The sequence below is a fragment of the Myxococcales bacterium genome (genome assembly GCA_016712525.1).
Lineage (GTDB): Bacteria > Myxococcota_A > Polyangia > Polyangiales > Polyangiaceae > JAAFHV01.
In genome coordinates, this window is the sequence record JADJQX010000001.1 from 1023309 (window position 1) to 1044332 (window position 21024).

Consider the following 21024-nt stretch of genomic DNA (forward strand, 5'->3'; position numbering starts at 1 on the left):
GCATCCGAGGCGCTGGCGGCGGCTGGCGTTCCCGGCGGGGGCGGAACGTGCGGCGAGCCAAATCCATGGTCGGCTTGACAATCCAATGTTCGCGCGCCATATCTCACGAACTATGTTGCGCCTCGTGATCCTCACGTATTTCCCCCGCGGAGCGGTCGCGTAAGGCATTTCGTAGCTCGATGTGTCCTCGAGGCCGGCTCCGCGCTCCGCGATAGCCGGCCTCGCTGCGTTTGTCGTCTCGACGCGCGACGAGCCCTCGACGCTCACGCAAGAACGCCTCCCGATTCGACCGGGAGGGACAGGACACTTCCATGCCTCGCGACATCCCCCTCACTCGCCTCCGTACCCTCGGGATCATGGCCCACATCGACGCCGGCAAGACCACCTGCGCCGAACGAATCCTCTATTTTTGCGGCAAAATCCGCAAAACAGGGGAAGTTCACGATGGCACCGCCGCGCTCGATCACCTCCCCGAAGAGCAGAAGCACGGCATCACGATCACCGCCGCGGCGACCACCGTCGCTTGGTCTCCCAAACAGGGAGTCTACGAAGGTCTCGAGCACAGGCTCCAGCTCGTCGACACTCCCGGGCACATCGACTTCACCATCGAGGTGGAGCGATCGCTCCGTGTGCTCGACGGCGCCATCTTCGTGCTCGACGCGGCGAGCGGCGTCGAGTGCCAATCGGAGACCGTCTACCGCCAAGCCGAGCGGCACCACGTCCCCGTCATCTGCTTCGTGAACAAGATCGACAAACCCGGCGCCGACCTCTCGCTCTGCGTCGACGATCTCCGAGAACGGCTCGGCGCTCGTCCCGTCGTCCTCCACGTCCCGGTCGACGGGGGCCGCGTGCTCCTCGACGTCGTGCGCGAGGTATCTCTCACGTTCGACGACGATCGATCCTACGTCGTGGGCCCCGTCCCCGAGGCCTATCGCGAGGTCCTCGCCGAAGCTCGGCGAAAGGTCGTCGAGGCGTGCGCCGACGTGTCCGACGCGGTGCTCGCGACGTTCTGCGAGGGCCGCCCGGTCGCGGCCGTGGATCTCGAGCGCGCCCTGCGCAAGGGCACCCTCGAGTCGAAGCTGCTCGTCGTCGTGTGCGGATCCGCGCTGAAAAACCGCGGCATTCCGCAGCTCCTCGACGCCGTCGTCTCCTATCTTCCTTCCCCGGCCGACTTGCCACCGGCGACAGGCCAGGGGCCACGAGGAGAGGAGTCTCGCCCCGCGGACGACTCGCACGACACGCCCCTCGCGGCCTTGGCCTTCAAGACCACGAGCGACAAGAGCGCGGGCTTCCTCACGTTCGTACGGATCTACTCCGGCGTTCTCCGCGCCGGGCAGGCCGTGCGCGTGATGCCCCGCGACGTACGTGATCGCGTGGCGCGGATGTACGTGCTCCACGCCGACACGCGCGAGCCCATCGACGAGGCACACGCGGGCGCCATCGTGGCCATCACCGGCGCGAGCACGGTGCGCACGGGGGACACGCTCTGCGACATGTCGCACCCCGTGACGCTCGAGCGCATCCTCGCGCCCGAGCCGGTCGCGCTCGTCTCGATCGAGCCCAAGACCTCGGCCGATCGTGAGCGCCTCTCGTCGGCCATCGGGAAGATGCTCGTCGAGGACCCTTCGCTTCGCGTGTCGACCTCGGAGGACACCGGGCAGCTCGTCCTCGGCGGCATGGGCGCGCTCCACCTCGAGATCGTGGTGGCGCGGCTCTTGTCGCACCACGGCGTCGCGGTGACGATGGGCAAACCCCAGGTCGCGTACCGCGAGACCCTCGCGAAGGCCGCACGTGCAGAATACAGGCACATTCGGCAGTCGGGAGGTACCGGACAGTACGCGTGTGTCACGCTCTCGGTCGCCCCGAGCGAGCGCGGGAGCGGCATCACCTTCGTCGACGCGACGGTGGGTGGCGCCGTCCCGAAGGAGCTCGTCGCGGCCGTGGAGAAGGGAGTCCGAGGCGCGGCGAGCCGCGGTGTCTTCGCGGGGTATCCCGTGGTCGACGCCGAGGTCCGCCTCGTCGACGGCGCGACTCACGTCAAAGACTCCAGCCCAGCGGCCTTCGAAATCGCGGCGTCGCTCGCCTTCAAGCGCGCGGCCCTGGAGGCCGGTCACGTTCTGCTCGAACCGCTCGCGCACGCTGAAATCGTGGTCCCCGAGGCCATGGTGGGGAGCGTCGTGGGCGACCTCCAGAGCCGACGTGGGACGGTACGCAGCATCGCCCCGCGCGGCGCCTCGGTGGTCGTCACCGCCGAGATGCCGCTCTCGTCCACCTTCGACTGGGTCTCTCGCCTGCGCGGCATCACCGGCGGGCGCGGGACCGCGGTCGTCAAAGCAGACGGATACGGCGAGCTGCCCGAAACCGAGGCGCGCGTGCTGCTGACGCCCGCCTGACCCTTGGCGCCCCGCGATCTCCGGATCGCGGGGTGCTTTTTTCGTCCGCCGTGCGAGCGCGAGACGACCGGGGATGTCGCGAGGGGCGAGAAGGCCGGTTCACGGGGCGGGCCGAGCTCGCCGCGATCAAGGCTCTGGCGGTCGAGGCACGGCGATTGCCTTGGAGCGCGCCATGCCTAACCGCTTCCGTTTGTCTTTCCTCGTCGCACTTCCCATTTCGGCAATCGCCGCAGCCGCCGCGCTCGCCGCGTGCAGCTCCGACCCGGACCCGGCGCCCTCCGACGGCGGAACCGACGCGAGCTCGAACGACGCGAGCTCGAACGACGCGAGCTCGAACCCCGACACCGGCACGAACGACGCGAGCTCGAACCCCGACACCGGCACGAACGACGCTGGCCTCTCGGCCACGGAGAAAGCGATCTGCGACGCGCGAGCGAGCCGCGCCCAATGCTTCGACGGCGGAGGGGGAATCCCTGGGACGTGTGACGAGAGCACCAAATGCCTCTACGGCCGGCTCATGGAGCCTGCCGCCGTCACGGCCTACGCGACCTGTTACGGGTTTCCCTCCTGCGTGGGGGACGATCGTTGCATCGCCCAAGCCGGAGAGGCCGTGGGCGGGCAAGCCGCGCGCGACTACACGACGGCGTGCCTCGCCAAGGTCACCGAGTGTGGCGCCGCGTTCCCCGACGACGAGCTCTGCTCCCCCGCGGCGTTCGCCTACAAGGGTATCGGCGCGGGCGCCGCGGCCTGCCTCACCAAGCCCTGCACGGATCAAAAGGCCTGTTTCGACGCGCTCCTCGCGCCGATCAAGGCCTGCAAGCAGCTCTGAAAGGGCCGTCGATCGAGAGGGTCGAGCCTGCGTGACGCCTTCGCGCTCCGAGGTGCGGCGCGCGGGCCTCGGGCCTCTTCCGTCGTCGTCGAAGGCACGTGTCGCCGTGGGGCGGGCCGGACCAGCACGCGACACGCTGATGCGCTTGACTTACACACTGAGGTATCGTCTCATGGAGAACGACACGCGCGATGCTCCGCGGGGGATTCCATGACCACGTCACACGTCCAATCCACGAGACCCGCCGGCCTGCGCGCGTGCCTCGCGCTGGCTTCGCTCCTCGGGCTCTCGGGGCTCGTTCCGGCCTGCACCTTCGGGGGGCCGGCCATCCTCTGCTGCACCAACGCCGACGAGGTCACCTACGAGGACCCTCGCGCCTTCGGACAGTACGCGGTCGCCAAGACCACCGCCCGAGAGCTCACCGCCGTCGCGCAGCGCTCGTTCGACGAGGTGGTCACGGCGTGCCGCAACATCGCGACGGACCTCGATTCTGCACCGCCGGACGACACTCGGTGGATGTCGGGGCGCGACGCCGCGGAGGGGTGGTGCAACCTCGCCAGCCGCGCGATCACGGGGCAAATCAAGGCCAAGGGGTCCTTCCGCGTCACCATCGCACCTCCACGGTGCCGCGCCTCGGTCGCCGCGAGGGCGAACTGCCAAGCTTTGTGCACCACGGACGGCCGATGCGAGACGAGCACGAGCCCACCACGATGCACGGGAGGCAAGCTCCAGATCGCGTGCCGCGGGACGTGCAGCGCCCGGGGAGGCGCCGAGGTCGGGTGCGAAGGCACCTGCGAGGGCAGCTGCCAAGGCTCCTGCACCACGACCGAAGGCGTGGCCTGCAACGGCGCGTGCGACGGTGTATGTGAGGCCACGGCGAGCGGGGGCCGAGAAGCAAACGGCGTATGCAAGGGCACCTGCAAAGGGACATGCTCGTCCGTCGCGCCCGGCGCCACGTGCAAGGGCAGCTGCGAGGGCACGTGCCGGGGCGCGTGCAAGGGCACGGGAACCGTGGCCGTCCGCTGCGACGGCGCGTGCGACGGCGCGTCCGAGCTCCTCGCCTGCGAAGGTGGCAAGCTCGAAGGTGGCTGCGCGGCGGACCCGAAGTGCGACGCCAACTGCGACGCGAGGGCCGCCGCGGCGCTCGAGTGCTCGCTCCCCGAGGTCAGCCTCGAAGTCGGGAAGGGCGTGGAGCCGAAGCACGTCAGGTCCCTCCGCGAGAACCTCCCCCGCCTCGCTCTGAACGCCCAGGGTCGCGGCGAGGCGCTCGTCACGGTCATCGCCAACGTCACGCGCACCCTGGCGGCGTCCGTCAGCTCGGAGGCGCTCGACACGGAGGGCATAGCCTGTCTCAACCAGCTCGGCAGTCAGACCGCCGACAGCCTCACGACGATGCAAGCCTCGGTGAGAGCCTCGAGCGAGGTCCTCACCGGTCTACGCCCCTGAGGCACGCGCCAAAGGCCCGGATTCGCTTCTTCCCCCCATCGGGCCTCGCTGTAAAATACACTCAGTTTCTTACGACACACTCTTCTGCACGAACCTTCGGGGGTCTTCCATGTCCGAACGATACGGCGTCCGTCGGGCCGCGGCCTCGGGAGCGATCGTCGCGGGCGCCGTGCTCGCCGTCGGCGCTCCGGGGTGCAACCTCCTGGACCTGGACCCGCTCTGCTGCATCGATGTCACACGGGTCTACGTCGATGGGCGCGGGGCGGGGCAATACGCCGCGGCGCTCGACGCCACCAACGCGCTCACGGGCCTCTCGGTGAGAACGCGCGACGCGGTCATCGAGGCGTGCCAGGCCATCGCGGTGGATCTTGGTGCCTCGAGCGCCGAGCTCGCTCGGGCCCGAGAGAACCAGGGGGACGACAGCACGAGGGCCTTCTGCGACCTCGCCGCACGCGCGATCGACGCCCAAGTTCGAGCGAAGGGGCCCGTGGCCATCACGTTCACCCCCCCGATCTGCCGGATCTCGATCGCCGACAAGGCCACGTGCCGAGGCCTGTGCGCGCAAGGCCCGTGCGACATCAAGGCCCGCCCTCCGCGGTGCACGGGGGGCAAGCTCCGGATCGCGTGCCGCGGCACCTGCAGCGCAGGAGGCGGAGCGGACCTCGCGTGCCAAGGCACCTGCGCGGGGGCATGCCGTGGATCGTGCACGTCCGAGAAAGGTGCACCTTGCCATGGGTCCTGCCAAGGCACCTGCGAGGCCACGGCGGGTGGGGGCCGCGCGCTGAACGGTACGTGCCAAGGGATCTGCAAGGGCACATGCTCCGCGCTCGCACCGGGCGCGTCGTGCGAGGGCACCTGCGAGGGGACGTGCGGAGGCCTCTGCCGCGGCACACGCGACGTCGCGGCGCTCTGCGACGGCACGTGCGACGGCGCGTTCGAGCCCCTCGCGTGCGAAGGAGGCAAGCTCGAAGGAGGCTGCGAGGTCGAACCGAAATGCGAGGCGAGCTGCGACATGCTCGCGAGCGCCAAGGCAGAGTGCGACGCCCCCCAGGTCTCGATCGACGCATCGCCCGACGTGACGCCCGAGCACCTCGCCACGCTCCGTCGGCACCTCCCCACGCTCGTCGTCGTCTCTCGAGGTCGCGGCGCGACGTTCGTGGAGGCGATGGTGCGCACCGCGATAGGTCTGCAGACGTCCGTCGATCCCGAACACATCGGAGTGAAAGCGGGCTCGTGCCTCGAGCTCCTCGCGTGGCAGGTCGCTCACGGCGCCACCACGATGGACACGGCCTTGAAGGCCTCGGAGGGGGTCCTCGCGCGCCTCGATCCAGGGGCTCGCAGCGGTCGCCCCTGACGCGCACGGCGCCATTCGGCGTAGAGCCCTCGGCGCGCTCGGTCGACGACGGACCTGGCCGCGCGGCAAGACGGGACGCGGAGGCGTGCGGGCGCGTTGCGCGACCGTGGGGCAGGCCTTAGTGTCCCGCGCGTGGGTGAGGCAGCTCGGCGCGCGCGGCTCTGGGTCCGCATCCACGGCACACGCGCTTTCCTCCGAGTCGTGCGCGACGCGCGTGTCCTCTTCGGCCCCCGACCTCTCGACGCGGGCCCGGAACGTCTGGCTGGGCCGCTCTCGACGATCGCCCTATTTCCTCAAATGTTTCGTGCTGTTTGGCGACAAGAGACCACGCGTCGCTTCGTCGCCCGGGCCCACGGCGTCCGCGCGCTCGTGCTCGCGGCGGTGACGGTCCTCTACGCGCTCTCTCTCCGGTTCGATCGAACGCCGCCGGCCCCTCCGAAGGTCGTCCCCCACACCACCGAGGTCACCGAGGTCGACGTCGGGCCGCTCCACGTCAAGCTGCCCGACGGCGCGCACGTCACGATCTCGCGCGAAGGCGACGCGGGCGCCCCCGAGGCCGTGACGATCCCCGTCCACGAACGGGCAGGAGAGGGCGAACGCGGCTCCTCCCCCACGAGACGAACGAAGGTCGAGCGGCTGCTCGCGCGCGCGAGGGAGAAGCTCCCGTGGCTCGGCCTCGTCTCGCGCGTCTATGCGTTCATGGTGGTCGCGGAGTGGCTCCTGATCGCACTGACCCGCCAGTACGACGACGAGATCGCGCGACGTTTGGCCCTGCTCGTCAAGGTCGCCCCCGAGGACGAGCCCAAGATCCCGAAGGTCTCGTTCGACCCGAAGTGGGCCCTCCGAAAGCTGAGAGATCGGGTCCGCGGAGCGCTCGTCTTCGCCTCGGCGTTCCCGCTCTACGTCGTCGTCGAGGCCACAGGCACGACGCGCTTCGTCGCCCCCGTGGTCGTCGCCCTTTGGGGCCTCTATTGGAGCGTCGTGTATTCTGCAGCCAAGTCGGGGCACGCGTGGAGAGACGAGCCGCTCGGCCCGCTGCCCTTCTTCCTTCGCCCGTTCGAGGAGGGAATGGCGAAACACCCGAGGCTCTTCGCCTATCCACGGCTGCTCGCGTGGCTCATGCGGCCTCTGGGCTCCCCGGCGACGCACGGCGAGCGCTCGTTCGGCGCGTTCCTCGGCCTCGTCGCGGTGCGGGCGCTCACGCACGTCCCGTTCGTGTACCTGTGGCTTCGGCCTTTCGTCGCCGTCGCGGCTGCGCGCATCGTCGCAGGTCACGACCCGAGGGCTCGGCTCGGCGGCGACGTGGAGCCCATGGACGATACGGGCGCGCCCACGGGCACGCCCGACGCGCCCGGCCCTACCAGCGACGTTAGCCCTTGAATTCACTCATGAAATCGTGAGCCTTCGGCGGCGTAAGGGTGGCATGGCCGGTGCTCATGGGGCGAGCTGTCGGCGCCCGGCCATGTCGGCCACGCGCCATGGCTCCACGAAGGCACCTATGAAGACGTCGACTCTCTTCCTTCTCTCTCTCGCGGCGCTCGCCTCGGCGGCGTGCGCGTCCCCGACCGACGAGCCCCCGCTCGGATCCTCGAGTGAGGCCGTCGCGGTCGATCCGGGAGACACGGACCCCGGTCACTCCGGCCCGGTCGGCACGCCCACCGGCGTGAGCATCGTCGCGACCGCGTTCGACCGTGTCTCCGTCAAGTTCACCTGCGGGAGCAACGCGGACGCCCACTCGTTGCTCGAGACCGCCTCCGACACCGGGGTCCAGAAGCGGGTCGCGGACGTCGGCTGTTCGGCCGGGCGCGTGATGACCTTGTCGGACACGAAGGTCGAGCCGGGGAGGACGTACTGCTGGAGCGTCCTCGCGACGAACCTCACTCACGAGGCGCGCTCGGTATCGCGCTGCGCCACCGTACCGCTCGACCTCGGGCCCGTGGCCGCGCCGGGCCTCTCCGTGACCACGTTGAGCCAGGTCGGGCTCCGCTTCGTCATCGAGGACAAGAGCACGAACGAAGGAGGATTTCGCATCTACGGCCGCAAAGTCGGCACTCCGACGTGGCAAGTCGTCCACACCGAGCGGCGCGCGACCCGACGCGACACGTCGACCGGGACGCTCCTTCGTATCGACGACCACCGCTTCGCCACGAACGAAACGTGGGAGTTCTACGCCGAAGCCTTCAAGGAGTACGCACCCGCCGTGGCGCAGAGCGCGATCGTGCGCGCGCAGCTCTTGCCCTTCCCCGTCACGGCGCCCACGAACGTGCGCATCGTCGGCACGGAGGAGCACGCCATGACCGTAGCGTGGAACGCCGTGCCGAACGCCGAGTCCTACCGGATCCATGCCTCCGTGACCGCGGACTCCGATCCGGACGACGTGTACGTCGACGCCTCGCAGACACAGGTTCGGATCGCGCCCCTCCCTTCTGGCTACGAGGTCTGCATGACCGTCACGGCCATGAACCGGTCGAACGAAGCGTCTTCGACGCGCGTGTGCGGAACGACGGCCGTCGCGGCGTCCACGAACCATACGTCCGACATGACGCTTGCGCCCTTCCCTCCCGCCACGGGCCTCCTCCCGTTCTACGGTGTGTTTCCGCCCTTCGGGGTCGCGACTGGCACGGTGTCACGCATCGAGCTTCCGGACACCGCCAACGGCACCACGCTCCTCGCCCTCACCTTCATCCGCCCGTCAGCGGACGTCGCGGATTGCACCGACGCGGACAAGTCGGTGTTCGTCCGTCGCGGGGAGAGCCTCGACGCCACCGGGCTCGCCAAGCTCTACGGAACGTCGACCCCCACGCTGCCGCTCGCCTTGAAGGCGTGCGCGTCGACCACGACCCAGACGGTTCCGAGCCCGCTCGTCCGAATCCACTGGTTCGGGCACTGACCCGTCACGCGGACGACGTCGCTCGGCTGCGGCGTCGTTCGCGCTTTCGGCTTCACGCGTCGCACTCGGACACGATCGCGAAGAGCTCGGGGGCCTTCGCGCCCTCGCCGAGCACGGCGCCGTTCCCGAGGGGCGTCAGGACGAAGTCGGGCGCGTCTTTGTACGAAGCCGGGTTGCGCACGCCGAGCGCGAATTTCTCGGTGATTCCGGCGTGGACGATCGTGACGAGGCGCGGGCCCGAGGCGCGGCCCGACGAGGAGGCGACCGTGTAACGCGCGGGCACGGCGCGCATCGAGATCTCTCCGGTCTTCGCGTCGTACACCTGCTCACGCCACACCGCGCGGCCGTTCGCCTCGAGCTCGACGATCACGGGCGACCCGTACGCGCCGACGGGGCGCGCCGAGAACGTCAGCCCCTTCGCGAAGAAGGCCTCGACCCCCGTCCAATTTTGGTAGTCCGAGTCCCGAATCACCGAGAGCTCGCCCGTGAGGCTCCGCAGCGTGAGCGTGCGCGCGAGCGTGGTGCGCACGGGCGCGGCCCACGGGCTCGTGCGGATCACCGAGCGGAACGCGCCGCACGTCATCACCGCGCGTGACGCGTGGTCGGCGATGCTCTCCAGAAAGCCATCTTCGCTCTGGCAGACACCCTCGCGGAGGCGCGACTGCGCGGCCTTCACCGCGGCTTTGTAGTGCACGAGCGCCTCGCCGTACTTGGCCGAGCCGCACGTCGAGAGGGCCTCTTGGCTCTCGCCCGCCTCGTCCTCGGTCGGGGCTTCGCTGCCCGTCTCGGCGGCACACCCTACGGTGAAGAGCAGCGGAACGGCGACGACGGCGAGACGCGATACGAACGAAGGCATGTGTGGCTCCTGGCCAGTTGTAGGCCCATCGCCTACATGTGCGCCGCGTTGTAGCCCCATTTCTCCCCGCGTCAAGGCGGTTCGACGCGTCGCGTGACGGCAGGTTTTCTCCCCGCCCGCGCTACGCCGAACGAGCCGGCCCGTCGTCAGCGGAGGAGGACGGCGCGCCCCAAGAGGTTGCCCGACTGGGCCGTCACGTCGAGCCGACCTGCGCGCTCGACCAAGGTCACGTCCACGGTCAGGCCCGAAGGGAGCCGGAGCGCGCAGCGGGTACGGCCGTTCGACGAGACCACGCGCGACACCGCGAGGTCGACCGAACGACCATGCGACGACAACGTCACACGATCCCGCGCGATGCGCACGGTGGCACCGGTCGTCCACGCGCGCAGCGTGCTCGCCACCTTCTCGGACAGCGCCGGAGGCAGCTCGACGGAGGTGACGCGGTAGTCCCCCGAGAGGGCCGCGCCGTGCAGAGAGGACACCTCGGAGGGGGCGTCGCGTGCGATGTCGGGGCGCGCCTCGTCGGACGAGAGGGACCTCACTGCGGCGAGCACGACCGCGACGAGCGCGACGAGCGCAGCGGCCCACGCGAGGCGCGATCGGAGCGCCTGACGAAGCCGCGACACACGCTTTCGCACGGCCGGAGAGGTGAGCCCCGCCTCCTCCGCGATCGCGCAGAAGGCCTCGCCTTGATGCTCGCGCACCATCCAGTCGAGCGTCTCGCGGTCCCGCGACGTCGTGGCCTCCGCGAGCACCTCGCCGAGCGCGCGCCGTTCGTCGACCGGTGGCACGTCGGCGTGCACGGGAGCGTCCGCCACGTCGGGGTCGAGCACGAGCCTGCCCGAACGACGCCGGTAGTCGACCACCTTGTGTTTGGCGATCGCCCTCACCCAACGCGCGAGCTCCTCGGGCTCGGTCGGGCTCCGCGGCGAGGCGAGCGCTTCGCAGAGCACCGTCTGCACCACGTCGGACACGTCGTCGCGCGCGACCACCCGCCGCACGAACGACACGAGCCCCTCGCGCACCTCGGGCCGAGCGAGCCCCGACGCCACCGCGCGCCTGTGCGCTTCTTCTGCCACGAGCCTTCCCGAGAACGCCGAGGACATCGCCATGACCAGCCTATCGCTCGAACGCGGCCGACGTGACCGCCTCGACGACGATTCTCGCAACCGATGAATATATCTCCTCTTTTTCGCATTCGAAGATCCGGTCACGTCGCGTCCCTCGGGGCGATGGGCGGGTATGCAGAACCCCTCTCGCCTCGGACCTCGTCTCGTCTCGTGGGCCGCGCGCTTCGGCCTAGCTCTGTGCGTCGCAGGGTGCTCTCCCGCACCACCACCGCCCGAGCGCACCGACGCTTCGGTCGCGCAGGCTCGGGGTCACGAGCTCCCGGCGACGTCGAGCCCTCCGCTTCCGCCCATCGAAGGGGAGTGGCTCGTGCGCCTCGAAGGAGACGTGGGCATCGTGACCGTGCCCATCGGAGCGCGCGAGAAGCGCCCGGTCATCGTGTCGCTCCATGGCGCAGGCTCCCTCGCCGAGTGGGGATGCGGAGACTGGATGGGCCCCACCGGCGGGTACGCGTTCGTCGTGTGTCCGCGCACGGCCACGGAGCGCCCGGGGCTCCCGTCGTCGTGGGGCTCGGCCGAAGAAGCGGCGAAGCGCGCCGAGACGACCCTCGCGCGCGCACGAGAGCGCTACGGCGCGTGGATGTCCGACGCGCCTCCTCTGCTCGTCGGGTTCTCGCAGGGCGCCGAAATGGCCGTGGTCGTCGCCCACGCGTCGAAGCTCCCCGTCGGCGCGCTGTTCGTGCACGAAGGTGGCTACCGCCAACAGAGCGTCGCCCTTGGTCGCCTGCTCGCGGGCCCGATCCGCGCGCGAGCCACCTGCTCCACGTGGGGGTGCGGCGCGAGCCTCCCTCGCCGCCTCGGGCCCCACGCGCGCACGGCCGACTACGGCCCACGTGGGCACTCGGTGGGGGTCGCCGGTCCCGAGATCACCGCCGAGCTCGCGAAGCTCGTCGCGGGCTTGCCCGAGTGGGCCGGGTTGCCGACGGCGAGCGCGCGCGCGCCCTCCGAGTGAGCGCGACGACGTGCCACGGCGGCACGTCGTCGCCGCACCGAGCCCATCCTTGCCGCGCGAACGTGGATCGATGGCGACCACCGATCCTTCCGATCACCCTTATTTTTGCCTATGGGCGCGATCGACCGCACCGGTGAGCTACGCTAAGGGAGGCCAGTCCCACGATGCCGGCGTCCCGTCTCCCGCGCATGACGCTCCCCGTACCCGGCCACGAGCCCTGGGACGGCGGCGCCGCGCGCGATGTCACGGCACGCCTGCCCTCCCCGTCGAGCGGCGGCACGGTGCCGATCCGGGGCCCCGTGTCGGTGCCCACGCCGACCGAAGCAAGGATCGACGGGCGCTTCGAGGCGCTGCTCTCGCCGGGGACGCTGTTCGGTGGTCGCTACGTGATCGAACGTCCGCTCGGACGTGGCGGCGCCTCCCTCGTGGTGCTCGCGTACGAGCCCGCGGCCGATCGGTACGTGGCCCTCAAGGTGCTCGTCCCCTCGGCCCACACCCCGCCTCGGACGCTCGAGAGGTTCGAGCGCGAAGGGCACGCGATGGCCGCGATGGCCACGCCCCACGTGGTCAAGGTGCTCGCCGCGCACCGACACGAGCAAGGGTTTCCCTACCTCGTGATGGAATACCTCGAGGGCGAGGACCTCGCTCGGTACCGCGAGCGCCACGGCCCATTGCCTCACCAAATCGCCGTCGATTTCTTGCTCGAGGCGTGCGCAGGCCTCTCGCGTGCTCACGCCGCGGGCGTCGTGCACCGCGACCTCAAGCCCTCCAACATGTTCCTTGTCGCCGATCACGATCGCGGTCGACCGTGCCTCAAGCTCATCGACTTCGGGATCGCGAAGGTGGCTAGCGGGGAGCGCATCACCCACACGTCCGAGGTGTTCGGCTCGCCCGAGTACATGTCGCCCGAGCAGGTGCGCGCCTCGTCCGACGTCGACGCGCGCTCGGACATCTGGTCGATCGGGGTGTGCCTCTTCGAGCTCCTCTCGGGACGTGTGCCGTTCTCGGGGGAGTCGGTGCTCGAGGCCGGCTCGCGCATCCTCTTCGAGAAGCCGCGCTCGCTCCGCGCGCTCTGCCCCGAGGCGCCGGAGGGGCTCGTCGCGGTCGTCGAGCGATGCCTCGAGAAGAGCCCAAATCGCCGATATTCTTCGGTCGACGACCTCGCGAAGGCCCTCGCACCGTTCGGATCCAAGGCCGCACGCACGGCGTCACGGCCGCGCCTCTCTGCCGTGGAGGCCGAGGTGCCCTTCATGGCGCGGAGGTCGACCGTCCGCGCGGCGTACGCGATCTTGGCCGTGGCGATCGTCACGTTCGTGTGGTCGATCGGCAGGCTCGTCGTGTCTCCCGCCGAAGCCCGCTCGAGAGCCGCGAGCACACCCGCGGCCCCCTGAAGCGTCAATCGCGGAGGCCGCGCCCCTCGCGCAGCCCGAAGCGCTGGGCGAGCCGATGGAGGTTCATGCGATCCATCTGGGCGCGGCGGGCCGCGCGGCTCAAGTTGCCATTCGCCCACTCGAGCAGCTCGCCCAAATAGGCCTTTTCGAAGGCGTCGATCGCGCGCGCCTTGGCCTCGCGGTACGGGAGGAACTCGGGTTTGTCGAGGGCCTCGCCGCGCCGCGAGCCGAGCCCCTTCGCGGGCGAGCCGTCACGGAACACGACCACGCGCTCGACCACGTTCTTGAGCTCGCGGACGTTGCCGGGCCAACTATGAGCCCGCAGCCCCGCGAGCACGTCGGGGGTGAAGAGATCGTCGGCCTCGGTCGCGCCGAACAGGTCGAGGAACATGCGAACCAAGAGCTCGATGTCGTCGACACGTTCCCGGAGCGGCGGCACGCGCACCGAGATGACCGAGAGGCGGTAGTAGAGATCCTCTCGAAAACGGCGCAAATTTACCTCTTTTTCGAGGCTACGGTTCGTGGCGGCGACGACGCGCACGTCGACCTTGCGCGGGTGCACCTCGCCGACGCGGCGGATCTCGCGCGCCTCGAGCGCGCGGAGGAGCTTCGGTTGGAGCTCGAGGGGGAGCTCGCCGATCTCGTCGAGGAACACGGTGCCACCATGCGCCGACTCGAAGGCCCCCGCGCGCTCGCGGTCGGCCCCGGTGAACGCCCCGCGCGCGTGCCCGAAGAGCTCCGCCTCGACGAGGCTCGGCGAGATGGCGCCGCAGTCGACCACGACGAACGGCTTCTCGGCCCGCGACGAGCGCCGCACGATCTCCCCGGCGACGAGCTCCTTGCCCGTGCCGCTCTCGCCTTCGATGAGCACGGTGGTGTCGTGCGCGGCCACCCGCTCGAGGATCGCGAAGAGCTTTCGCATCGCGAGCGAGCGGCCGTAGAGCTCGCCGAAGGAGAGCTGGTCCAGCGTCGAGACCTCGCGCGTCGACGCGACCTCGCGCACCCTGAGGCGAGACTGGCCCACGTCGATCACCGCCTCGGGGCCCGGGAGGCGCGCATCGGTCACCTGCACGCCGTTCACGTACGTGCCGTTCATCGACCCGTAGTCGACGACGCGCCAGCCGTTCGCCTCGCGGAGGAACTGCACGTGGAACCGCGACACGTGCCGGTCGCGCAGCACCACGTCGTTGCTCGGGTGCGCGCCGATGCGCACGCGCTCGCCGTCGAAGGGCACCGTGTGACCGACGGCCTCGCTCCCGTCGCGCTCCACTTGCACGGCGAGCGCACCATGGACGATCGATCGCCCTTGGGTACCCTCGGTCTCGGAGCGCGAAGCGGGGCCTTGGTCGCTCATCGGCGTCTCCCCATCGTATGCGTGCTCATCGCGCTCAAGGGCGCAAAATGCAGGTCGCCGCCGACATCACGAACAAGACCACCGAGATCGCGAGCGCGACCCACGCCGAACGCGTGGACACCAAAGGTGCCACCGCCGGCCCCTGCGCACGAGCGGCTCCCCCGCTCGTGGGCCCAGAGCCGTGAATCCACCAGCCCCTCGAAGAGGCTGGAGACAGCTCGGGGAGATCTGTCACTTGCCGATTCGGCAATTCCACCTCGTTCTCGCGAGCCTCGTTCGCCTCCTTGGCCGCGCGGGCGATGAGCTCGAGCGGGGCCGGGACGGGCACGGGCGCCGGCGTGGAGATCGCCACACCACCCCCTCCCAATGGCTTGCGCGACTCGGGCTCGAGGCCGACGAAGCGCGCGTCGAGGGCCCGGAGCGCCTCGCGCTGCGCCTCGAGGTGGGCCGGGCACTGCTCCCGGACGTACTCGGCCACGACGCGCGTATCGGCCACGAGGAGCGCCGACTCGATCGCCTTCGCCATCTCCGCCGCCGAGGGGAACCGCGCGTCGACGTCGCGGTTGAGCGCGCGCTCGAGCACCCGATCGAGCGCGTCCACCCCGGTCTGCCGAATCGCCCCCGTGCACACCATGAGGGCGGTCTCGATCGGGTCCTCCGAGTCGAACAGCTTGGCGCCGCAGACGAGCTCCCAGAAGACGACGCCCATCGCCCACAGATCGATGCGATGGTCGGATTTTTGGCCTCGAAAGCGCTCCGGCGCCATGTACGAGGCCTTGCCGCGGAGCTCGTTCCCCGTGGTGACCTCGGCACGACCGAGGGCCCGCGCGATGCCGAAGTCGATGACACGAACGGCGCCGTCGCTGCCGACCATCAGGTTCTGCGGCGAGATGTCACGGTGCACGAGCCCGAGGCGCTGACCGACCTCGTCGGCGGCGCTGTGCGCGGCCTCGAGCCCGCGGAGGGCGCCCACCACGATGGCCGCGGCGATGGGCAGAGGGAGCGCACGACGCCCGGCCGACGTGCGCGCGAGCTGCCCCACGCTCACGCCGAAGACGTACTCGAACACGAGCATGACGCCTTCGCCCGAGGTCACCACGTCCAGGATCGGCACGACGTTCGGGTGCGTGATGCGCGACGCCATGCGGGCCTCGTCGAGCATCATGCGCGAGAACTTGGGGTCGCTCGCGAGGCCGGCGTGCAGCTTCTTGATGGCCACGGTGCGCGAGAAGCCCGCCCCGCCGAACATCTTGCCGAGGTACACGGTCGCCATCCCGCCCGAGGCGATCGGCCGATCGATCGCGTACCTTCCGGCGTCACCCTGCCCGTCGTGGCGCTGCGGTCCGGCTTGCGAGGGCGGAGGTTGCGCGTCGGCCGCCGGATCGCGCGTCATGACGAGCGTGCCCTTCAGCCACCTGAGATCGTTCGACGCCTCGGCGCCACGCGGAGCCTCGGGGAGGAGAGACGGCGGAACGGCGGGAGCCTCCGGGAGGAGGGACGGCGGGACCTGAGGTGCGTCCGGGAGGAGCGACGGCGGACGGCTCGTGGCCGCACGGCCCGAAGGGCTCAGCGCGTTGGGACGCGTGACCGCGGTCTCGGTGACCGAGGTAGCTCGACGCACGATCTCGGCTCCCGTCGACGACAGCACCACGCCGGTGTCGTCGACCAGGTAGTGCACTTGAGACGTCTCTTCGTCGTGGACCCCGTCGATCTCCGCGATGCCGCGCGGACGCTCGGAGCGGTCGGCCTTCACCTCGGTCACGAGCACCGGCGCCGACCGCGCGTCGGCCAGCGCACCCGGATAGCTCGCTGCCTCGGCCTCGGCGGTGCGCCCGAGCGGGTCGCCGGGTGTGTCCGACCCCATGCTGAGGCGCGCCTCGTCGATCATCACGCGCACGAGCTGATCGAGCGTGACGATGGATCGCCCATCGCCATCGGCGGGTGAGGGGTCCGGCTCCTCGGCAGGGATGAGCCCAAGGCCGATCCGCAGCTCACGCGCGAAGACCCACGCCGCGGCGTAGCGTTCTTGCCGTGAGACCGAGAGCGCCTTCTCGAACACGGCCACGAGGGCGTTCGGGAGCCCGTCCTTCGCCACGGCCGCCTCGACGAACCGACGGCGCGTGTCCCGGGCATCGGCTCCTTCGGTCTCGACGAGCGCGGCGAGATCGGCCCCGAGGAGCCCCATCGCGAGGGCGGCGACGCCGTACACGTCGGTCCGCGCGTCGGCGAGGAGCTCGCCTTTCCGCTGCTCGGGGGCGAGCGTCAAGAGCACGCCCGCGCTGCTCGCGCCCGGCACCTTGCGGTAGCTCTCCGAGACGAGCCGCGCGAACGCGATGTCGGGGATGGCGAGGCGCTGCCCCTTGCGCTCCGGATCGACGAGCACGCTCTCCGACCGGAGCGCGCCGTGCACGACGCCCTTGCCGTGAGCCGTCTCGAGCAAATCTAGGATTTCACAAACGAATTCCATGGCGACCGGCCCCGGGAGGCGACCACCCCAGTGCCTTCGAAGCTCCTCGAGCGACTCTCCCGTGACGAGCTCGGTGACGACCACGGCGCGCTCCGAGTCGCCCGTTCCGGTCGCGAGGGTCTTGGGGATCCCGGGCGTGAGCACGCGGTTCACGTGCGTGGTCTCGTGGATCCACCGCTCGAGGGCGCGCTCACGGAGGCGCAGCCACAGGACGTAGCCGAGCGCGCGCTTGCCCTCGGCGTCCTCGACCTCGTAGCAGTGGCCACGCCGGTCGGCCCGCACGACGCGCACGACGCGGTACCCGGAATGGACCTCGGCCCCGACGGCGAGCACGCCGTTCCCTCGCGGGGCCTTGGGCGCTTCGGGGTCAGCGTTTCTTGAGGTCGATGGCATAGGAGGTGGGGCTGGGCGCTGCCGGCTCGCTCTTCGATGCCTTTCGGCGGATGCTCGAGGCGCGGGTGAGCCGACGGAGGAGCTCGGGGGTCATCGGCGGGAGCCGCGACGCCGTCGGCTGGGGCTCGACGGGGTCCAAGATGACCGAGAGCACGCGGGCGAGCTCGTCGGCCGAAGCGAAGCGCGAAGAGGCGGTAGGCGCGAGCGCTCGCGCGAAGGCTTCGGCCAGAACGGCGGGGCAATCGGGCCGCGCGGCGCGCACGGACTCGGCCACGCTGGGGACGGCATCGCGCGTGAGGGGCTCCCCCGTGAGGAGCTCGATCATGCAGGCTGCCACCGCCGCCACGTCCCTGTAGAGCGGGTCGTCACCGACCACGCTCACCGCGAGCTCGATGTGCCTCGCCCACGCCACGTCGGCGTCCATCGTCGCGAGCTCCTTGCGGTAAGCGTGCGCGATCCCGACGGCGGTCGCCATGTCGTGGCCCGTGGACACGACCTCTTCGACGGTCATGGTGGCGCGGTCGGGCATGGGCCCGCGAGGCAAGGTGATGCGCTCGGGGACGAGCGTCGGACGCCCCGGCTTCATCGGGGCTCCGTGAGCGAGACGCCCGCGTGAAGGCGAACGACGGCGTGCGCACCTTCCCCTTCATGGGCGCCGTGCGGCCGCGATCGGAGCGCCCAGGCGAACACCGCGACGGAGAAGAACATGAGCACGAACGCGCTGACGAGCGCGACCCGCGACGCCAAGGGCCACGCGGATGGAGGTGCCTTCGGAGGGATCGGCGCGAGCTCTTCGACCGGAGGAAGCGGAGGAGCGGGAGGAGGAGCGACGCTCGGCACCTCCGCCGGGGCATCCGGAGGCTGAGACCGCTCCACGTGGACGGCGCGAGGCCGCGACGACGCGAAGACGGGCTCGTCGTCCCGTGGCGGGACACGCGAGTACGATCCGAGGCCCGGCGGGCGAGACACCGGCCCCGGCGCGAGGCTCGGCGGGGCCACCGAGACGGCGAGCGGCTGCGGCGGAACCGACGGCGCCATCACCAAGGTGCTGCGGGCCGTGACGACGGGCTCCTCCGGCGCGACGCTCGTGACGACGTCGTCCGCGGGGGCAGGCCTCGCCGGTGCGGGAGGCGGCGGGCGATCGAGCTCGGCCTCGAGGAGCACCCGTTCGTAGTCCGAGAGCGTCGTGACGGTCGGCTCGTCCGGGGCGAAGAGGGGCGGCTCGTCGTCGACGGGCTCGGCCGGCTTGCCCGCCACCACGTTTCGGAGCGCCGTGGCGAGCTCATCGGCCGAGAGCCAACGCTCGGCCTTCTTGAACTTGAGCGCCTTGTCGACGACGTCGACCACCTCGTCGGGCACGAGATCCTCGCCCACGGCCATGCGGAGCGAGCGCGCCGACGACAGCGTCGCCGAGTACAAGAACCCGTCGGGAGAGTCGCTCGGGTGGACGTGCTGCCCCGAGAGCAGCAAAAAGAGGATCGCGCCCACGGCGAAGAGGTCCGACTGCGCGTCGACGAGCTCGCGGTGACCTCGGGCCTGTTCGGGTGCGAGGAACTGCGGCGTCCCGAGCACGAGCCCCATGGCGGTGAGGTCCTCGGCGGAGCTCACGACCCTCGCGAAGCCGAAGTCGGCGATCTTGACCTGCCCGTGTTGCACCAGCACGAGCTCGGGTCGCAGGTTGCGGTGCACGATGCCCTCCGCGTGCGCGCACTCGAGCGCGTCGAGCACCTGCGTGATCAGATCGACGGCGAGATCGAGCGGAATGCGGCCACCGAACGCCTTGCGGATGTCCTCGAGGGTCTCGCCTTCGACCGGGTCGGTCACGAGCACGGGGCGCCCGTCGGGGAGCACGTCGTCGTCGATGACCTTGATGATGGCGGGGTGCGTGATGGTGTTCGCCACGTACGCTTCGCGGCGGAACCGAGCGGAGAGCGTCTCGTCCGTGCAGAGGTGGGGGTGCAGCACGCGCACGACGACCCGGCACCCGTTGCGGTGGTCCGCGAGGTAGGCCTGGCTCGTCTCACTCATCCGTAGGAACCGGACGATCTTCCACTTTTTGCAGAGGACGTCGCCCGGTCGAAGATTCGCCTGCACGAACCACCTCTCCGCGGCAAAAGGTGCTCGAGGGATCCGGCGGGATGGGACCGGGGGGGAAAGCCGGATCTCCCTCGAGCAGAGCGCAAGAGAGCACGGAGTATGCCGCGGACGTATTCCAGTGATATCGGACACTTCCAGGCACGACGGCCGAAGGTCGCTGCGGAGGGTTGGCGTCACCCGATGGAGCGCACCCTCACTCGAAGGGCTCTCTGGATCGGGCTCGAGTCACCCAAGGTCACGCATTGATGAGGCACGCCCAAGGAGGCGCTGCGTGCGTGGTCGGGAGGCGGCGAGGCGCGTCACTTCGGCGTGCGGACGATGCTCCCGCCGACGATCGCGTAGGTGTGCGTCGCGGTCTGGCAGCCCGTGGCCACGCAGTGCCCTTCGGCCGCGACGCCCGTGCGCGAGACGTTGGGCGTGCGGTTGAGGCTGAACGTCTGCGGGTTCGTTCCCGAGGAGCTCGACGACGCGCGGTACACGGCGATCGTGGCGGTCGCCTCGGCGCGCAGGTACTGGACGCTCGTGCAAAAGAGCATGTTCTCTTTGCGCTGAAGGGTGAGCGTGTCCGCCTCGAGCGAGCGGATCTCGAACGTGGTCGCGGGCGCCCCGAGGCTCACCCAATAGAGGCGCGTGCCGCTGACCGTGAAGCGCACGGGCTGCGCCAGGGCGAGCGTCGTGTAGCTCGCGACGGGCGCTGCGCAGCCCGAGAGGGGGCAGGTGTGGAAGCCGCGGCTATCGCGGTAGACGAGGGTCGTGTCGTTGAAGTCGAACCCGAGCACGGGGAAGGTCGTGCCGTCGACGAGGACGACCGGAGGGCCCGCGTCGACCGCGCCATCGGGGGTCGCGTCCGCGCTCGCGTCGGCCGCGCCACCGTCGATGTCTCCGTCGGCTTCGGCGTCGAGGCTCGCGGCGTCGAGGTTGGCCGGCGCATCGGCGCCCGCGTCGACCGGAACGCTCGCCTCGGGGACGCTCGCCTCGCTCGGCGCCACCGACGTGTCCGCCGCCTGCCCCGCGTCGTCTCCCGGAGCGGGCACGACGCCTTCATCCCCGAGACAGCCCACCACGGCGGCTCCCCCCGCGATCGCAAGAACGCCGAATCCCACGACGAAGCCGCTTCGTTTCATGTTTTGTCCTCCACCCCTCGGTTACGCAGCTCGGTGCCCGCCGTCGCACGTCTCGTGTCTTCTCGCCCTCGGAAAGAGCGCCATTCCGTCACGCGGAACGCCTTCGTCCCTCCGCGGGCCCCCGTCCGGAGCCGCCGAACGCCATCCCCGACCCGCGGGCCCCCGTTCGGAGCCGCCGAACGCCATCCCCGACCGCGGGCCCCCGTTCGGAGCCGCCGAACGCCATCCCCGGCTCCGCGGGCCCCCGTTCGGAGCCGCCGAACGCCATCCCCGGCTCGCGGGCCCCCGTTCGGAGCCGCCGAACGCCATCCCCGGCTCGCGGGCCCCCGTTCGGAGCCGCCGAACGCCATC

The 21024-nt window shown here is 70.5% G+C and carries 15 protein-coding genes; 8 read left to right on the forward strand and 7 right to left on the reverse strand.

Features of this window, described 5'->3' with window-relative positions; translation table 11 throughout:
- Positions 1-311: 311 nt before the first annotated feature.
- From fusA to IPK71_04430, 6 genes are all read left to right on the forward strand, one after another.
- Positions 312-2393, forward strand: a complete 2082-nt coding sequence (gene fusA, locus IPK71_04405; GenBank protein ID MBK8212970.1) for an elongation factor G — start codon at positions 312-314, stop codon at positions 2391-2393.
- 172 nt (positions 2394-2565) lie between these two features.
- Positions 2566-3222: a hypothetical protein gene (locus IPK71_04410; GenBank protein MBK8212971.1), complete on the forward strand. Its 657-nt coding sequence runs from the start codon at positions 2566-2568 to the stop codon at positions 3220-3222.
- Between the two features lie 210 nt (positions 3223-3432).
- A complete protein-coding gene (locus tag IPK71_04415) occupies positions 3433-4668 on the forward strand; it encodes a hypothetical protein (GenBank protein ID MBK8212972.1) in 1236 nt (411 codons plus the stop codon).
- Positions 4669-4777: 109 nt separating this feature from the next.
- Positions 4778-6022, forward strand: a complete 1245-nt coding sequence (locus tag IPK71_04420; GenBank protein ID MBK8212973.1) for a hypothetical protein — start codon at positions 4778-4780, stop codon at positions 6020-6022.
- Between the two features lie 297 nt (positions 6023-6319).
- Entirely contained in the window at positions 6320-7402 is a 1083-nt protein-coding gene (locus IPK71_04425; GenBank protein ID MBK8212974.1) for a hypothetical protein, read from the forward strand.
- Positions 7403-7520: 118 nt separating this feature from the next.
- A complete protein-coding gene (locus IPK71_04430; protein MBK8212975.1) occupies positions 7521-8912 on the forward strand; it encodes a fibronectin type III domain-containing protein in 1392 nt (463 codons plus the stop codon).
- Between the two features lie 52 nt (positions 8913-8964).
- On the opposite strand, the gene IPK71_04435 is transcribed toward IPK71_04430, so the two are convergent.
- Positions 8965-9768 carry a hypothetical protein gene (locus tag IPK71_04435; protein MBK8212976.1) on the reverse strand — a complete coding sequence of 268 codons (804 nt, stop codon included), beginning with the start codon at positions 9766-9768 and terminating at the stop codon, positions 8965-8967.
- 146 nt (positions 9769-9914) lie between these two features.
- Positions 9915-10880, reverse strand: coding sequence for a hypothetical protein (locus tag IPK71_04440; protein ID MBK8212977.1), 966 nt, complete (start codon positions 10878-10880; stop codon positions 9915-9917).
- Positions 10881-11010: 130 nt separating this feature from the next.
- Between IPK71_04440 and IPK71_04445 the strand changes: the two genes are divergently transcribed.
- Positions 11011-11847: a hypothetical protein gene (locus IPK71_04445; protein ID MBK8212978.1), complete on the forward strand. Its 837-nt coding sequence runs from the start codon at positions 11011-11013 to the stop codon at positions 11845-11847.
- A gap of 188 nt (positions 11848-12035) precedes the next feature.
- Positions 12036-13238, forward strand: coding sequence for a serine/threonine protein kinase (locus IPK71_04450; GenBank protein ID MBK8212979.1), 1203 nt, complete (start codon positions 12036-12038; stop codon positions 13236-13238).
- A 4-nt stretch (positions 13239-13242) separates the two neighbouring features.
- On the opposite strand, the gene IPK71_04455 is transcribed toward IPK71_04450, so the two are convergent.
- The 5 genes from IPK71_04455 to IPK71_04475 all read right to left on the reverse strand — a co-directional run bounded on the left by IPK71_04455 (position 13243) and on the right by IPK71_04475 (position 20673).
- Entirely contained in the window at positions 13243-14592 is a 1350-nt protein-coding gene (locus tag IPK71_04455) for a sigma 54-dependent Fis family transcriptional regulator (GenBank protein ID MBK8212980.1), read from the reverse strand.
- 34 nt (positions 14593-14626) lie between these two features.
- Positions 14627-17392 carry a protein kinase gene (locus tag IPK71_04460; protein ID MBK8212981.1) on the reverse strand — a complete coding sequence of 922 codons (2766 nt, stop codon included), beginning with the start codon at positions 17390-17392 and terminating at the stop codon, positions 14627-14629.
- Between the two features lie 34 nt (positions 17393-17426).
- Positions 17427-18038: a hypothetical protein gene (locus IPK71_04465; GenBank protein MBK8212982.1), complete on the reverse strand. Its 612-nt coding sequence runs from the start codon at positions 18036-18038 to the stop codon at positions 17427-17429.
- On the reverse strand, positions 18035-19546 hold the full coding sequence (locus IPK71_04470; GenBank protein ID MBK8212983.1) for a protein kinase: 1512 nt from the start codon (positions 19544-19546) through the stop codon (positions 18035-18037). Before IPK71_04470 ends, IPK71_04465 begins: the two co-directional genes overlap by 4 nt.
- A gap of 302 nt (positions 19547-19848) precedes the next feature.
- Entirely contained in the window at positions 19849-20673 is an 825-nt protein-coding gene (locus tag IPK71_04475; GenBank protein MBK8212984.1) for a hypothetical protein, read from the reverse strand.
- Positions 20674-21024 lie beyond the last annotated feature (351 nt).

Excerpts from the sequence above, each read along its gene's own strand:
- IPK71_04420 (MBK8212973.1), top strand. The coding sequence starts at position 4,778 with ATGTCCGAACGATACGGCGTCCGTCGGGCCGCGGCCTCGGGAGCGATC.
- IPK71_04465 (MBK8212982.1), bottom strand. The coding sequence starts at position 18,038 with ATGAAGCCGGGGCGTCCGACGCTCGTCCCCGAGCGCATCACCTTGCCT.
- IPK71_04475 (MBK8212984.1), bottom strand. The coding sequence starts at position 20,673 with ATGAAACGAAGCGGCTTCGTCGTGGGATTCGGCGTTCTTGCGATCGCG.
- fusA (MBK8212970.1), top strand. The coding sequence starts at position 312 with ATGCCTCGCGACATCCCCCTCACTCGCCTCCGTACCCTCGGGATCATG.
- IPK71_04415 (MBK8212972.1), top strand. The coding sequence starts at position 3,433 with ATGACCACGTCACACGTCCAATCCACGAGACCCGCCGGCCTGCGCGCG.
- IPK71_04410 (MBK8212971.1), top strand. The coding sequence starts at position 2,566 with ATGCCTAACCGCTTCCGTTTGTCTTTCCTCGTCGCACTTCCCATTTCG.
- IPK71_04430 (MBK8212975.1), top strand. The coding sequence starts at position 7,521 with ATGAAGACGTCGACTCTCTTCCTTCTCTCTCTCGCGGCGCTCGCCTCG.
- IPK71_04450 (MBK8212979.1), top strand. The coding sequence starts at position 12,036 with ATGACGCTCCCCGTACCCGGCCACGAGCCCTGGGACGGCGGCGCCGCG.
- IPK71_04440 (MBK8212977.1), bottom strand. The coding sequence starts at position 10,880 with ATGGCGATGTCCTCGGCGTTCTCGGGAAGGCTCGTGGCAGAAGAAGCG.
- IPK71_04425 (MBK8212974.1), top strand. The coding sequence starts at position 6,320 with ATGTTTCGTGCTGTTTGGCGACAAGAGACCACGCGTCGCTTCGTCGCC.
- IPK71_04455 (MBK8212980.1), bottom strand. The coding sequence starts at position 14,592 with ATGAGCGACCAAGGCCCCGCTTCGCGCTCCGAGACCGAGGGTACCCAA.
- IPK71_04445 (MBK8212978.1), top strand. The coding sequence starts at position 11,011 with ATGCAGAACCCCTCTCGCCTCGGACCTCGTCTCGTCTCGTGGGCCGCG.
- IPK71_04435 (MBK8212976.1), bottom strand. The coding sequence starts at position 9,768 with ATGCCTTCGTTCGTATCGCGTCTCGCCGTCGTCGCCGTTCCGCTGCTC.